The organism is Neorhizobium phenanthreniclasticum, assembly GCF_040066075.1.
Taxonomy (GTDB): domain Bacteria; phylum Pseudomonadota; class Alphaproteobacteria; order Rhizobiales; family Rhizobiaceae; genus Neorhizobium; species Neorhizobium petrolearium.
Genome location: NZ_JBEAAL010000038.1, coordinates 16,424 through 30,858 on the forward strand (window position 1 = coordinate 16,424; position 14,435 = coordinate 30,858).

Annotated in this window: 12 protein-coding genes and 1 pseudogene; 2 read left to right on the forward strand and 11 right to left on the reverse strand. The window is 60.2% G+C overall.

The annotated features are described in order from the left end of the window. Positions 1-10 precede the first annotated feature (10 nt). Genes ABK249_RS30400 through ABK249_RS30450 form a run of 11 tightly spaced genes read right to left on the reverse strand, consistent with a single transcriptional unit; the run spans position 11 to position 13,249 of the window. Complete coding sequence (locus tag ABK249_RS30400) at positions 11-1,618, reverse strand: GMC family oxidoreductase (protein ID WP_037146184.1); 1,608 nt, start codon at positions 1,616-1,618, stop codon at positions 11-13. Next, positions 1,618-3,042, reverse strand: a complete 1,425-nt coding sequence (locus ABK249_RS30405) for an FAD-binding oxidoreductase (RefSeq protein WP_348864759.1) — start codon at positions 3,040-3,042, stop codon at positions 1,618-1,620. The genes ABK249_RS30400 and ABK249_RS30405 overlap by 1 nt, the downstream gene beginning before the upstream one ends. Continuing rightward, positions 3,039-3,884 (reverse strand): shikimate dehydrogenase family protein, encoded by an 846-nt coding sequence (locus tag ABK249_RS30410; protein WP_227702613.1) that lies wholly within the window; start codon positions 3,882-3,884, stop codon positions 3,039-3,041. The genes ABK249_RS30405 and ABK249_RS30410 overlap by 4 nt, the downstream gene beginning before the upstream one ends. Positions 3,885-3,936: 52 nt before the next feature. Continuing rightward, positions 3,937-4,746 (reverse strand): 3-oxoacyl-ACP reductase FabG, encoded by an 810-nt coding sequence (gene fabG / locus ABK249_RS30415; protein WP_037146187.1) that lies wholly within the window; start codon positions 4,744-4,746, stop codon positions 3,937-3,939. A gap of 1 nt (position 4,747) precedes the next feature. Then, on the reverse strand, positions 4,748-5,452 hold the full coding sequence (locus tag ABK249_RS30420) for an ABC transporter ATP-binding protein (RefSeq protein WP_037146189.1): 705 nt from the start codon (positions 5,450-5,452) through the stop codon (positions 4,748-4,750). After that, a complete protein-coding gene (locus ABK249_RS30425) occupies positions 5,439-7,196 on the reverse strand; it encodes a branched-chain amino acid ABC transporter ATP-binding protein/permease (RefSeq protein ID WP_200883910.1) in 1,758 nt (585 codons plus the stop codon). The genes ABK249_RS30420 and ABK249_RS30425 overlap by 14 nt, the downstream gene beginning before the upstream one ends. A gap of 50 nt (positions 7,197-7,246) precedes the next feature. After that, positions 7,247-8,134, reverse strand: coding sequence for a branched-chain amino acid ABC transporter permease (locus ABK249_RS30430; protein WP_227702614.1), 888 nt, complete (start codon positions 8,132-8,134; stop codon positions 7,247-7,249). Positions 8,135-8,192: 58 nt separating this feature from the next. Next, positions 8,193-9,395, reverse strand: a complete 1,203-nt coding sequence (locus tag ABK249_RS30435) for an ABC transporter substrate-binding protein (RefSeq protein WP_037146195.1) — start codon at positions 9,393-9,395, stop codon at positions 8,193-8,195. A gap of 43 nt (positions 9,396-9,438) precedes the next feature. Further along, entirely contained in the window at positions 9,439-11,178 is a 1,740-nt protein-coding gene (locus ABK249_RS30440; RefSeq protein ID WP_227705111.1) for an acetolactate synthase catalytic subunit, read from the reverse strand. Between the two features lie 2 nt (positions 11,179-11,180). Continuing rightward, positions 11,181-12,209 carry an NAD(P)H-quinone oxidoreductase gene (locus ABK249_RS30445; protein WP_227702615.1) on the reverse strand — a complete coding sequence of 343 codons (1,029 nt, stop codon included), beginning with the start codon at positions 12,207-12,209 and terminating at the stop codon, positions 11,181-11,183. Continuing rightward, the gene (locus tag ABK249_RS30450; RefSeq protein ID WP_037146198.1) at positions 12,206-13,249 is read right to left on the reverse strand and encodes a zinc-dependent alcohol dehydrogenase; all 1,044 of its coding nucleotides are present in this window, start codon (positions 13,247-13,249) and stop codon (positions 12,206-12,208) included. Before ABK249_RS30450 ends, ABK249_RS30445 begins: the two co-directional genes overlap by 4 nt. A gap of 143 nt (positions 13,250-13,392) precedes the next feature. On the opposite strand from ABK249_RS30450, the gene ABK249_RS30455 reads away from it, so the two are divergent. Continuing rightward, on the forward strand, positions 13,393-14,094 hold the full coding sequence (locus tag ABK249_RS30455; protein ID WP_227702616.1) for a GntR family transcriptional regulator: 702 nt from the start codon (positions 13,393-13,395) through the stop codon (positions 14,092-14,094). 175 nt (positions 14,095-14,269) lie between these two features. Further along, positions 14,270-14,398, forward strand: a pseudogene (locus ABK249_RS30460) (type II toxin-antitoxin system VapC family toxin); the annotation flags it as partial. Positions 14,399-14,435: the final 37 nt, after the last annotated feature.

Sequence of the window (14,435 nt, forward strand, 5' to 3'; positions counted from 1 at the left end):
AACCTGGTCCTTAACTTGCATCCTGAAGGATCAAGTCTGCAGCCTTTTCTGCGATCATGAAAACGGCGGCCTGCGTATTCCCTGAGACCATGGTCGGCATTATCGAGGCATCGGCGATGCGAAGGCCGTCGACACCGCGAACCTTGAGACTAGGGTCGGTGACTGCGTTTTCATCCGTTCCCATCCGACAGGTGCCGCAGATATGGTAGATAGTTTGGCCGTCACGTCTTGCGAAGTTCAGCCAGTCTTCGTCCGTTCTGCAATCCAAACCGGGGCTCATTTCTTTGTCGCGGAAACCGTCCATGGGAGCCTCTTCGACAATCTTTCGCGCGATCTTCATTCCATCGACGATCGTCCGGCGATCCTCATCCGTTGCCAGGAAGTTAGGGCGGATGGCTGGTGCCGCAAAGGGGTCTGGAGATTTGGAATGAATGGTTCCGCGGGACTCCGGCCGAAGCTGGGTGACGCCGATGGTCATGCCAGGCAGCCGGTCAAGCTTACGCTCGGCTGCATTGGCGTAACTCGCATGCATGAAGAAATACTGGACATCTGGCCCCTCAAGGCCGGGGCGGGTGCGGACGAAACCGTGAACGAGACCGGTTCCGAGTGTCAGGATTCCACTGCGCATCGCGAAGTAGCGCGTCACCGCCAGCCCGAGCCTAATGCCACGTGTCTGCTCATTGAGCGTGACCGGCCGCTTAACGCGCCAATTCATGCGGGTACAAAAGTGGTCGATGTAGTTGGCGCCGACTCCTGGTAGGGCGTGTTGGACTTCGATCCCCAGCGGCTGCAAGACCCGTGGATCGCCAATACCAGACAACTCCATCAATTGCGGCGTCTGAGCAGCGCCGGCGGTAAGGATGACTTCCCGGCGTGCGTGGATTTCAATGGAGCGGCTGCCCGATTGTATTACGACTCCTGTCGCGCGACTGTTCTCGAGAAGGATGCGGGTCACGTGGGCGTCGGTTCGGACGTCCAGATTGTGCCTGGCCAGCGCTGGCTGAAGATAAGCGGCGGCCGCACTGACCCGACGGCCACGCCGCTGGTTCACCTGGTAGTAGCCGAAGCCATCCTGACTCTGTCCATTGTAGTCGACGTTACGCTCAAAGCCCGCACTCCTCGCTCCGGCAATGAAGGCTTCGGCAATGAGAGGGCGTTCCTTGACCTGCGTGACCGGCAATGGACCGCCTCGGGCACGCAGCGAAGAGGCAGGACCGTCATAGTCTTCAAGTTTCCGGAAATAGGGGAGCACCTCCTGAAAGCTCCAGCCCCGGCAGCCCTGTTGCGCCCAACCGTCATAGTCCTGCGGCTGGCCCCGCACATAGATCATGCCGTTGATCAATGTGGAGCCGCCAAGCCCTTTGCCACGCGGAACGGAGATGATGCGGTTGCCGGTCGCTTCCTCAGGTTCGGTCTGAAAGCGCCAGTTGAAGGCCGGGTTGGTGAGGAGCTTGCTGAAGCCGGCAGGGATCTCCACCCAAAAGCTTCGGGCGGCCTTGCCGGCCTCCAGCATCAGGACCGTGTGCTTTCCTGACTCTGTCAAACGATTTGCGAGCACGCAACCAGCCGTGCCACCACCCACGATGATGTAGTCGAACGAGTCGGGGGCATGCTGCATCAAATCGTTTCTCCGATCGCTTTGGAGTGGGAGAGTTTGGAAGGGAGGATCTTGCCGGGATTCAACAGACCGTCTGGGTCAAGCGCCGTCTTCAACGTGGAAGCGAGACGCAGGTCGGCGTCCGGGGCGACACGCAGCCATTCATCGACGCGGTACTGTCCTAATCCATGTTCTGCGGAGATCGAGCCGCCGTGCTTGACCACGACATCGTGCACCACCCGATTGATCGCCTGTTGGTCGTGATCGGGTTCCAAGAGGACATTGTAATGGAGATTGCCATCGCCCAGGTGGCCGAAGAGGTTTAGGCCGGCGCCGGGAGCCACGGATTCCAATGCAGCCTCGGCATCAGCCAGAAAGGCTCCCATGCGCGTGAGCGGTACGGAAATGTCGTGCTTCAGGCTCGAACCCCGCCGTGCTTCCGCCTCCGTGACGTGCTCCCGCAAAGCCCAGATCTGGCGCGCCTGCATGTCCGATTCCGCGACAACCCCATCAACTACCCATCCGATTTCGAAGCCAGCGGCAAGCACCGCCTCGGCTGCATCCCGTAGACCGGATAAACTGGACGTCGCTTCGAGCAGGATGAACCACTCACCTGCCGCTATCGGGCTCTTTAACTGGGCGTAGCGCTCGATGAGATCGATCGATTGCGCCGAGATCAGCTCGAATGCCGAGAGCGCCTCGCCGATGTCCTGTTGAGTGAGTTCAAAAAGCGAAATCGCCGCGTCAAGGTTGGTGACGCTGAGGAGTGTCGTGACCGAGTGGCGGGGCACAGTGACGAGCCGCATGACTGCGGCGGTGACGATGCCGAGAGTTCCCTCCGAGCCGATGAACCATTGTTTCCAGTCATAGCCGGCATTATCCTTGCGCAGATGACGCAAGCCGCTTGCCACGCTACCATCGGCGAGAACGACTTCAAGTCCAAGAGTAAGGTCGCGTGTCATCCCATAGCGCAGGACGTTGAGACCACCGGCATTCGTGGCGATCACCCCGCCGATGGTGGCCGAGCCCTCAGCCGCTATGGCAATTGGCAGCATGCGACCTACTTCCGAAGCGTTTTCGCGCACGGTCTGGAGGATCGCACCCGCTTCTACTTCTATCGTCATGCCGACCGGATCGAGAGAGCGGATTGCTCGCATGCGATTCAGAGACAAGACAACCTGGCCTGCGCTACTGTCAGGAATGGCCCCTGCGGCAAGGCCGGAGTTGCCGCCCTGAGGCACGATGGTGAAGCCGAGCTCACGGCAATGCCGGACAACTCCGGCGACTTCTGATGTTGAGGCGGGCCGTACCACACAAGCCGGCACACCCGTGGAGCTTCGCTTCCAATCCGTTGCGTAAGGCGCGACATCTTCGTTTGAAGTCAGGACGTAGCGCCCGCCCACGACGTCAGCAAGCGCCGAGAGAAGTTGGCTTCGGTCCGTCATGCCAGCGCGCCCATATGCTGCGCCATCAGCACGATCTGCGATTCCAGCATCGGCTTGCCAGGGAATATCCGGCACCCCTTGGCCTCTGCCGCCTTGAGCAGCGGGGTCATGGCGGGTTCCATGATGGCATCCGCGACAAGCTGGTCCCCGCGCAGCCTTGACAAATCGAGTGGCGGCTCGTCGTTCAAACGCATACCGAGGGAGGTGCCGTTGACGACGAGATCGTGGTTCGCGATGCGATCAGCATCCGTGTCGACCGTGAGTGCCGGATAGGCCGCTCTGAGACGCTCGGTGAGGCCCTTGGCACGTTCTATCGTTCGGTTGGCCACTGTGATGTGAACCACCCCCGCCTCGGCAAGCGCGAAGGCGATTGCGCTGGAGGCACCACCCGCGCCCGCCAGGTAGACGCTCATCCCCGCAGGATCCGCATTTGCAACGCGCAAGGCCTCGACAAAGCCAATGCCGTCGAGCATGGCGCCGACCATGCGGCCGTCCGCCTCACGGCGAACGCAGTTCACCGCCCCAATATTGCGTGCGGCACCCGTGACCTCGTCGCACAGCGCCAGCATGTCCGTCTTGTGCGGCACGGTGGCGATGAAGCCGCCGAAGTTCTCCATGCGCCGAAGGCCATCAACGAGCGTCTTCAAACCATCGGGCTTGACGTGGAAAGGGACGAGCACCCCATCGACGCCGCGTGATGTCAACAGGGCGTTCATCACCTCTGGCGTTTTCACATGGTAGATCGGGTCGGCGAGGATGCCGTAGATGCGGGTGCGTCCGGTGACGGGTGGCAGGAAGCCCCGGTGGAGCGCTTGGCCTTCGCCAACGATCGGAGAGTTCATGAGAAGGTCCTGTCCGTTGTCTTGAGCGACACGTGTCCATTGGCCTGCGCATTCAGGTCATGTAGAGGCCACCGGCTACGTCGATAGTCTGCCCGGTGACGAAGCTTGCTTCCGGCGAGGTGAGGTAGAGGGCGAGATCGGCCACTTCCTCGGGAGCGCCCAATCGTCCCATTGGCGTCATCCGAACCTGTTCGTCGTTGACCTCGCCCGCAACCGCGCGAACCATAGGCGTCTCGATCCTCCCAGGCGCGATGGCATTGACCCGCACTCCGAATGGCCCGAGTTCTGCGGCCAGATGCTTCGTAAAGCCGATCAGTGCCGATTTGGTCGCAGCATAGTGGCAGGCGACGATGGGCGAGTATGTTTTGCCCGCGACCGACGACATGTTGACGATCCAGCCGGCTTTCATGTCCCGCATGCTGGGGGAGAGCGCGCGGATGGTGTTGAAGCAGCCGGAGAGGTTGACCGCAACAACCCGGTTCCATTCGTCGGGCTCCATCTCCCAGATCTTGTGCGCAACTCCGTCATGTTTCGGAGAAATTCCGGCATTGTTCACCACTGTGTCGAAGGGGCCGCCAATCTGGCTTGCTGCTTGGGCAAGCGTCTTCTCGACCGAGGGGTAATCGGAGACATCAAGCACCAGTGGAACCGCTGCCCCCTTGCGATTGCCACGGATCGATCGCACCGTCTCGTTGATGTCGGCTTCGTTCATGTCGGCGACGCCGACGGTTGCGCCACGGGCCGCAAAGCGTTGGGCAATAGCGCGCCCGATACCGCGTCCGGCCCCCGTTACCAAGACCCGACGTCCTGCGTGGCTTGGTCTGGTGGCGATTTCTTCCGGATTGATTTCCCGATTCGACATTTCAGATTCCCAGATATGCTTGACGGACGTGATCGTTGTGGAGGAGTGCGTCGGACGTGTCGGCCAGAACGATTTCGCCGTTCTCGAGGACGTAGCCACGGTCGGCTGCTTTCAGCGTATGGAAGACGTTCTGCTCGACGATCAAGACGGTTGCTCCCGTCTTCACGATCGTCTCAATGACTTCGAAAACCTGTGCGACGATGATAGGCGCCAGGCCGAGCGATGGTTCATCGAACATCAGAAGTTTCGGCCGCGCCATCATGCCCCGAGCGATCGCGACCATCTGCTGTTCGCCGCCCGACAGTGAACCAGCCTTTTGGGCAAGACGCTCGCGCACTCGCGGAAAGAGCGACAGGACCTCCTCCAAGGCCGTGTCCTTATGCTGTCGGGCGGCCTTTCGATAGGCGCCCATCAGCAGGTTCTCCTGGACCGTCATGTCCGGGAAGAGCTGCCGCCCCTCCGGGATCAGGGTGATACCGCGATCCACCGTGTCATGCGAGGAGAGCCGCGTGACGTCCTCACCTTCGAACGTGATCTTTCCCGCCGCCGGACGGATAAGCCCAGCGATGGTGCGCAAAGTAGTCGTCTTGCCGGCGCCATTGGCGCCGACGATTGTTACGACTTCTCCGGCCTCAACCGTCAGTGAAATATCGTGCAGGATCGTTGTCGGGCCGTAGCCGGCGTGGACGTTCTCAAGCCTGAGCATCGATGAATTCCTTTCCGAGATAAGCTTCGACGACCAGGGGATCCTTGACCACCTCGCGGGGTTCTCCGTGGGCAATGATCTTGCCGGAGTTGAGAACGATGACACGATCGGAGAGAGACATGACGGCCTGCATGACGTGTTCGATCGCGACGATGCTGACGCCGCTGTCGCGGATAGATTTCATCAGATCGATTGCCCGGCGTACGTCCGTCTGATTGATTCCGGCCATGACCTCGTCGAGTAGGAGGATCCGTGGCTTCATGGCCATGACGCGCGCCACTTCCAGCCGCTTCAGGCCACCAATGGTCAGGCCGCGTGCCTCCGCATTAAGCCATGGTGCCAGCCCCATCCGCTCTGCCGTTTCGCGCGCAACCTCACGGGCCTCCTCAACGTCCGAATAGCGATGGAATGCGCCGACCATGATGTTTTCTTCAACGGTCATCGCGGCGAAGGGCTGAACGATTTGGAACGTGCGCCCCACGCCGATCGCAGCGAAATCGCCAGGCGTGATCGGACTTTGCCAACCGCCGTCGGGCGACCGAACGGTGACCGAGCCACTGTCCGCCTTCAAGAAGCCGGAGATCATGTTGAAGACCGTGGTCTTGCCGGCGCCATTGGGACCGATGAGCCCGAGGATTTCGCCCTCTCGGAGGGTGAAGCTCACATCATTGGTGACATGAAGGCCGCCGAACCGCTTCTGCAGATGTTCTACACGCATGATGTCGGAACCGATCGGTGCCCGTTCTGCTGGGGTTGCCGCGGCCGGGCTGGCAGCAACGGTGCCGGCAGACACTCCGCGCTCCCGCTTCTGCTTCATGAAGCGGGAGACTGGGCCCATCAGGCCGTTCGGCATGAACAGAACGACCAGCATCAGAACGACGCCATAGACGAAGCCGTGAAGACCGAGTGCATGCGCCCCAAGCCAGCCGCGCGCAAGCTCGCTGATCGGTACGAGAAGGACGGCGCCGAGGAGGGGGCCAAATACTGTACCCAAACCGCCGATCAGAGCAAACATGGCAATCTGGATCGACGTTTGCAGAGAGAACATCGCAGCCGGCTCGATGAAGGTCAGATACATCGCATGGAATGTGCCGAGAAAGGCGGTGAGGGCGGCGGATACCGCCACGGCTGCGAGCCGGACCCTTATTGTACCGACACCAGCGGCAAGCGCCGCCGATTCCCTTTCGCGTGTTGCGACAAGGTAGAAGCCCATGCGGTTTGAGCGAATCCACCAGGCGACCGCCAGTGTCAGGAGGAGCATACCGAATGCGATCAGCAACTGCGGGAGGCGGTCACGGAAGACCATCCATTCCCAGCCGATCTGCAGCGGGATCATCAGCCCGGTGGCGCCGCCGGTCAAGTCACGCCAATGAAGGGCGAGAACTCGGAACACTTCCAAGAACGCAATAGTAGCAAGAGCGAAGAACGGACCATGTAGGCGGAAGCAGGGGTAGCTGATGACCACCGCGGCCACCACAGCAATCGAGGCTCCCGCAAACATGCCAATCCAGGGACTGATCCCCATGTTCATGAGGATGACGCCAGTGTAGGCGCCGATCCCGTAGAAAATGGCATGGCCGAGCGAAAGCTGGCCGGCAAAGCCGCCCACTATGTTCCACGCCGTCGACAAGGCTGCAAAGATGCAGATCGTGATGAAGATATGGTAGACGAACTGATCGCCAACCATGAAGGGGATTACGATCAGCGACGCCAGGATCGCTGCGAGAGGAAGCGCTTTCAGCATCCGGCCATTCGAGAGTGCCTGAGACTGAGCGGAAGTGGCGGAGATATCTGTCATGGCGACACGTGCGAAAGGTTGAGACGCGAGCTGAACAGGCCCGACGGCTTCAGGATGAGGATCAGGAGGAATACGCTGAAGACGGCGACCTCACGAAGGTCGGAGCCGATATAAAAGCCGGCGAAGCTGTCGATCAGGCCGATGATCATCGAACCTGCGAAGGCCCCGCCGATCGAGCCAAGCCCCCCAAGCACCACGACGACAAACGCGGTCAAGACGAAGTATGTGCCGATGCCCGACGACGTGGGATAAAGAGGAGCGATGAGGACCGAGGCGACCCCGACACAGGCGGCGCCGACGCCGAACGTCAGGATATAGATCCAGTTGACGTTGATGCCCATCAATTGGGCGGCAGCGCGGTTCTGAGCCACGGCGCGGATGGCGCGGCCCGTTTGTGTGCGGGAAAGGAAGAGCTGGAGAGCCAAGACGATTGCAACGGAAGCAATCAGGATTGCGAGTTGCCCTGACAGCAGGCGTACGGGTCCAAGCTGCAAGGGCGTGCGGAGCCCACTTGCGGGCGTGCTGGCAATGTCGGCACCGAAGATCAGTAGGGCCAGGTTGATTAGCGCTGTGGAAAGGCCGACGGTCGCGAAGATCTGAATGTGATCGTCATCCGCAGACATGAGCGGCTGAATCAAAAACCGCTGCGTCAGGGCACCCAGGACGAAGAGGGCTGGCGCGACGAGGATGACGGTAGCAAAGGGATGAATCCCCATCCAGGTCGTCAGCACGTATGTCAGATACATGCCCACCATGAGAAATTCCCCATGAGCGAAATTGACGACTTTGACGATGCCGAAGATCAAGGTCAGCCCCACAGCGACGATCGCAAACAGGCTACCGAGCATGATCCCGTTGGTGAGAACTTGCAAAAACGTGTTCATCGGGCCTCCCCAGGACAGAAGGGTGCCGGGCGGTGGCCGCCCGGCACGGTCAGAAGGCTCACTCGCCTAGTTTCATAGGCGTGATGGCGGCTGAGTCCGGGAAGACGGTGACAAGTTTGCCATCCTGCCACTGCATTCCCATCATCTCGGCGCGTTCGTTTTGGTTGTCTTCACCGAACTTGAAGCCATAACCGGTTGCTGTGACGCCGGCTTTGATGTCGATGGACTTGACGGCCTCTACGATCGTGTCCGGCTCGAAGTCGGACGCTTTGCCGAGAGCTTCCAGGACGACCTTGGCACCGACATAGTTGTTCAGCGAGTGCCCGGAACGAGGCGCCGAGCCATATTTCTTCTGATAAGCTTCGACAAACTCTTCTAGGCCCGGAGTATAACTTGTGTTGACGCTGTATTGGGTGAAGTCGACGTCCAATACGCCTTCGATTACCTCATGCCCGACCGCGTCCGCAGTGGGCTGCATTGAATAACCGCCGCCGCCGCCGATGATGGCGGATGGCTTATAACCCGCCTCGTTTGCCTGCTGCAGGAAAAGCACCGAGTCATTCTGATACGAGGTCTGTAGGACGATATCGACCTCACGGTTCTTCAGATCGAGAACAAGCGACGACATGTCAACCGTGGCGGCTGGGTATGCCTGCGTGTTGACGATGTTGAGGCCGGCTTCCTTGGCATAAGCGTTCTGCCGTTCAGCAACGGATGTTCCGTAGCTGGAATCCTCGTGGATAATTCCGATCTTCAGGTCAGCCGGCCCTTTGCCGATACCGGGGCCGACTTTTTCAACGACCATCTGGATGATCATCTTGGCCATGTCGTCGGCGGTCGGGTTGGTGCGATAGAGGTACTTGAGACCGCGGCCGGTGACTTCTTCGGCCACGGCGCCGAGCTCAAAATATGGAATGCCTGCCAGCTCCGTCACCTGGCTGGCAGCGATCGAGCGAGCCGAGGAATAGGTGCCGAAGATTGCCTTTACGCCCTCCAGTGAAGTAAGGCGTCGTGCTTCACCAATGGCCTGGTTGTTATCGACCGCATCGCCCCGCACCAACGTGATCTGCTCGCCCTGGATGCCTCCCGCGGCGTTGATCTCCTCTACAGCCAGCTCAAGGCCGCGAGCGCTCTCTTCACCCAGCAGGGCAAGCTGCCCGCTGAAAGGATAAAGCGCGCCAAACTTGACCTCGGCATTTGCCGCGGAGGCAGTAAAAGCCAGAGAGATAGCTGTGGTCTTCAGTAGGTACGACAGTTTCATTGTTTCCTCCCGTGAAAACGTCGTTGCTGATGGGTCTGATGTGTCAGTAGTTCAGGGCGTCCCTGCCTTCGAAGCTGGTGATAGGCGGATAGGCCCGCTGATCGGTGATGACGTCCAGCACCGTCGTCCGGCCGCTCGCCAGTGCGTCCTTCAGCGCAGGCAGGAAGTCTGCTGGGCTTTCGATACGGACGCCGTCGCAGCCGACTGCGCGTGCGATCGCAGCGTGATCGACGGCTTCGAAGTCACACACATCGGTGAAGCCGCCGAAGAGGCTGAGCTCTGCGTGTTTTTGGTAGCCGAGAATCTGGTTGTTGAGCACGACCACAACGACGGGCAGCTTCATGCGTCGCGCGGTTTCCAGCTCTGACCAGACATGCCCAAAACCTCCGTCGCCCGTGAGGCAGATGACGGGCGCATCCGGACGCGCTGTCTTCGCGCCGATAGCGTAGGGCAATCCCCAACCAAGGCCGGCGATGCCGCGCGGCGTGAGGAAGCGTTGCCCTGATTTTTGTGCAGTCAGGAAGTTCGCGATCCAGATGGACGAATAGCTCGCGTCGGCTACGGTGATAGTCTCGGGTGTTAGGACGGTGTCGATGTCTGCAAGGATGCGTTCCGGCCTCAGCGGGGAGGCGTCCATGTTGACCAGGCGTTTCATGTCATCCTTGTGGGCTGCCCGGCCACTGGCGATTGTCGCTTCGAGTGTCGGGCGTCTAGATGTGATCGCCGAGAGATCCCGCTTCTTCAATTCGGCTTCCAGGGCTGAAAGAGTGAGCTTGGCGTCACCGACCAGCCTGAAGGCCTCGTAATTTCGGCCAACCTCGCTGCTTTCGATGTCGATATGGATGTAGGTGGCGTTCTTTGGATAAAGGGACCAACTGTCGGTCCCATTCTGGTTCGTCCGGTTGCCGACAAGGATCACTAGATCGGCTTCCGTGACCAGCGAGCGCAGGTGTGACGAACGGCTCCGAGGGGCCATGAAATAGCCCACGACACCGACGGAAAGCGGATGAGATTCCGCCACCGAGCCTTTCCCCATGACCGTGGTAGCAACTGGAAGACCGAGCGCTTGCACGGCTTCCAATTGCGCCCACGCCTGGGAGGAATGAACTCCGCCACCAGCAATGACGATCGGCGTTTTGGCGGCGGCGATCATGTCGGCTGCAGCCGAGACCCTCTCCGGATCAGCAACCGTCCGGTCGAGTGGGAATGTGCCAAGCGAGGCGGAACGTTGCGGCGTCGCAGGGTCGAGATCAGGCCGCTCGTCCAGCACATCGAGCGGCACCAGCAGGACCGCAGGACCGGCGCGACCGCTTGCGGCCGCTGTGAACGCCATGTCGACATAATCGTCGATCCGCTGTGGATCGGCGACGCGACGAACCCATTTGGCGACGCCGCTGAACAAGGCAAAATGGTCGAGCTCCTGAAACGCGTTCTTGTCGGTGAAGCGCCGCGAAACATCCTGGACGATCGCCACCATGGGAATCGATGCCTTCAAGGCTTCAGCGAGGCCAGGAACGAGTAGCGTGGCCGCAGGGCCGTTCTGGGCGGTGACAACTGCAACTTTCCCGGATGTCCGCGCATAAGCGTCTGCCATGGCGGCGCCGGCGTTCTCGGTACGATAGCCAATCTGGCGGATGCCATAGTCCGGAGCCGCAAGAAACAATGCGGAGGGAATGCTCTGCCCGAAGATCTCCTTTACGCCATGACGTTTCAGGGCAGCCGCCAGAAGATGGGCCCCTGTCATGTTGCTGCCCGTAGACTGGACCGGATGATTGGCGACCATGTTCATGCCCTTGCTCCCTTGTGTGCCTTGCCTTCGCCGTTCTGCATGGAAAGAACGATCTTCCCGATGTGAGTGCCCGCATCCATGCGGCCATGTGCTTCCTGCACGTCTTCGAGGGGGAAGACGGAATCGATCAGCGGCTTCACCTTGCCTGCCTCGATGAGCGGCAGGACCCTTTCGCGCAGTGCGTCCGCGAGCTTTGCTTTCATCTCGATCGGCCGAGCGCGAAGGGTGGATCCGGTGAGGGTGACGCGCTTCATCAGCAGGGGCGTGAAGTCGACCTCAGCCTTTGCTCCACCTAGGAAAGCGATCTGCGCGATCCGGCCGTCGACGGCGATTGCTTCCAGATTTCGGGCGATGTAGTCGCCGCCGACCATGTCGAGGATCACGTCGGGGCCACGCCCATCGGTGAGCGCTTTGCATTCCGTCACGAAGTCCTCGCCGCGATAGTTGATGGCGGCGTCAGCGCCGAGATCGAGGCACGCCTTGCATTTCTCGTGCGAACCCGCCGTAGCGATCACGCGTGACCCGAGAGCCTTGGCGAGTGAAATCGCCGTTGTCCCGATCCCCGAGGTGCCGCCATGGATCAGGATGGTCTCACCCGGAGCCAGCCGGGCCCGTTCGAAGACATTGCTCCAAACCGTAAAGAACGTTTCGGGAAAGGCGGCGGCCTCTATAAACTCGAGGCAGTCGGGGATCGGGAGTGTGGCGCCCTCCTGAACGATGGCCCAGTCGGCATAGGCGCCGCTGTGAACGAGCGCCATCACCCGGTCTCCTTGCTTGAACCGCTGGACATTCGGGCCGACGGCTTCCACCGTTCCGGCAAGCTCGAGTCCCAGAACGTCGGATGCTCCCGGAGGCGGAGGATAGTTGCCCTGCCGCTGCATGACGTCGGGCCTATTGATGCCGGCCGCACGAACCCGCACCAGCATTTCTCCGTCGCCCGGAACGGGGCAGGGGCGATTGATCAGTTCCAGCACTTCCGGTCCGCCCGGCTGTTTGGCAATCACAGCTTGCATAGTGGAGGTCATTCCTGTTCTCCGTCAGGGATTAGGAGGACCTTGACGGCCTCCCGGCTGCGAGCGAGCTCGAACCCTTCGGCCGCCTTTGAAAGCGGGCACCGATGCGTCGCCATGGCCGATAGAACCTGTGCATGATCAGCCAGGAGGGAGATTGCCTCCGACAATGCCTCATTTGTCGTGTCATGGGCCGCGCGGAGCTGCTTCTTCTCGCGTACGAAGCGTGTCAGATCGAGTTCCAGCGGCCGAGAATGGATGCCCGCTACGACGAAGATGCCGCTCGAGCGAAGGACGGCGAGCCCCTCTGCGACAGAGGTGGAGATGCCGGTTGCCTCCAGAACTCGATCCACAGGCCGACCGAAATGTTGCTCGACAGCTTCACGCAGCGTTTCCCGTGCAAGGTCTACCGTTGCCGCGACACCAAGGTCCCGCGCATGTTTCAAGCGCACATCGTCGTTGAAACCAGCGACTAGGACTTCGGCGCCTCGTTTCGATGCAACGAAAGCCATACCCAGCCCGATGGGGCCCGGGCCCAGGACGACAACCTGGTCACCGGCCGAGATGTCGGCGGTGTTGACCGCATGTACGGCAACGGCGAGCGGTTCGGCCAATGCAGCTACGTCCAATGGAAGATCGGTCGGCACCACCCGACAGTTGATTGCGGGAACTGTCACGCGACCAGCAAAGCCGCCGTTGACATGAAAGCCGATGATACGGCGATCGCTGCAATCCTGAGGGCGCCCGGCTGAGCAGGCATGGCACTTTTCACAGGCGATCGTTGGCCAGCAGACAACTCGGTCGCCTACCTGGATGTCTTGCACGCCCTCTCCGACAGCCTCCACGATACCAGAGAACTCGTGGCCCAGTGTTAGGGGCAAAAATCTCTGCATGAACTCGTAGCCGGATGTCCACTCATAGGCATGAATGTCGCTGCCACAGATGCCGGCTGCCGCGACTTCGATGGTCGCCATGCCGGCTGCTGGCAAAGTCGGCTCAGGAACTGTAACGATATCGGCACCGAAAGCCGGCGCCGTCTTACGAAAGGCAAGCAAATGTCACTCCTCCCATTGCACCCGCTTTGGACCTCCTCGTCCAGGTTCATCAGCAAATTTGGCTTCGCCTAACCGTCAGTGGGTGCTATATGTAATTTGTTATAACACTTTTTCGCAAAGGATCTCGGGTGTCAAGAAGGCTGGTGCAAAATTATGAGCAGGGCGGCGATGGTGAGGATTGGGCGCGTCCGATCGTTAAAGAAAACCTCAGCGAGCGGGCCTACTCCGACCTTAAGAATGCGCTCATGCACGGCAAGCTGAAGCCAGGGGAACGTTTGAGATTGCGGCCGATGTCTGCCCGCTTCGGGATAAGCGCCACACCGATGCGCGAAGCCCTGCTGCGCCTTGTGAGCGAAAAGACGCTAACCTTGGACGCACGAGGCACCGTCGTCGTTCCGACCCTGAGCCTTGATGAACTTGTGGAAATCCGCAGTATCCGTGTCGATCTGGAGGGAAGGGCGGCCGCCGCGGCAGCGGAATCCGCGACGAAAGAAGAGATCGATGCTTTGGAGGCAATCCACGCCGAAATATCGGAGTGTCATCGCCTCCAGCAGTTCGAGCGGGCGATCGTTCTTAATACCGAGTTCCATCTCGGCCTCTGCCGCTCAGGAAGAATGCCGATTACCTACGATATTGTGGAAGGTTTGTGGATGCGCTGCGGCCCGATCTTGTCACACCTTTATGACGGCGGATTGCCTGATTGGGAACCACATCCGCACAAGAAAATCATAGCAGCTTTGAGGGCAGGGGATGCAGCAGCGGCACAGGACGCGATTAAAGAGGACATCGTCCGTGGAGGACACGGGCTTCTTGCCCATGTGAGGTCGGCGGACACGACGGATTGATCGAAGCGGAACAACGTCTTGGCAGGCGGCGGGAGGTCGCTACCCAGACTGAAAAATTTCGGCAGAACGAGGTTGCAGTATCGTGTTCGAAGGCGGCGCAAACCGAAGAAGTTGCTGACGCCTCTGTGGCCCCAGCCAATCTTGTGGCGAGCTGAAAAGGTCTGCGCGCCGCCGGAAGGGCAGACATAAATCTGGATTGAATTTGGGCGACTGCTTTGCCTATGCTCTCGCCAGGGATTTCGATGAGCCGTTGCTATTTAAGGGCAACGACTTCACCGAGACGGACATCCGTTCGGCTGCATGACATTGCCACCTTGGCATGATGGGAGCTGCGTGCTGAT

Bases quoted from the DNA above. Each gene is read 5' to 3' on its own strand.
- ABK249_RS30400 (WP_037146184.1), bottom strand. From the start codon at position 1,618: ATGCAGCATGCCCCCGACTCGTTCGACTACATCATCGTGGGTGGTGGC.
- fabG (WP_037146187.1), bottom strand. From the start codon at position 4,746: ATGTCGAATCGGGAAATCAATCCGGAAGAAATCGCCACCAGACCAAGC.
- ABK249_RS30445 (WP_227702615.1), bottom strand. From the start codon at position 12,209: ATGACCTCCACTATGCAAGCTGTGATTGCCAAACAGCCGGGCGGACCG.
- ABK249_RS30425 (WP_200883910.1), bottom strand. From the start codon at position 7,196: ATGCTGAAAGCGCTTCCTCTCGCAGCGATCCTGGCGTCGCTGATCGTA.
- ABK249_RS30435 (WP_037146195.1), bottom strand. From the start codon at position 9,395: ATGAAACTGTCGTACCTACTGAAGACCACAGCTATCTCTCTGGCTTTT.
- ABK249_RS30405 (WP_348864759.1), bottom strand. From the start codon at position 3,042: ATGACGGACCGAAGCCAACTTCTCTCGGCGCTTGCTGACGTCGTGGGC.
- ABK249_RS30430 (WP_227702614.1), bottom strand. From the start codon at position 8,134: ATGAACACGTTTTTGCAAGTTCTCACCAACGGGATCATGCTCGGTAGC.
- ABK249_RS30440 (WP_227705111.1), bottom strand. From the start codon at position 11,178: ATGGTCGCCAATCATCCGGTCCAGTCTACGGGCAGCAACATGACAGGG.
- ABK249_RS30410 (WP_227702613.1), bottom strand. From the start codon at position 3,884: ATGAACTCTCCGATCGTTGGCGAAGGCCAAGCGCTCCACCGGGGCTTC.
- ABK249_RS30420 (WP_037146189.1), bottom strand. From the start codon at position 5,452: ATGCTCAGGCTTGAGAACGTCCACGCCGGCTACGGCCCGACAACGATC.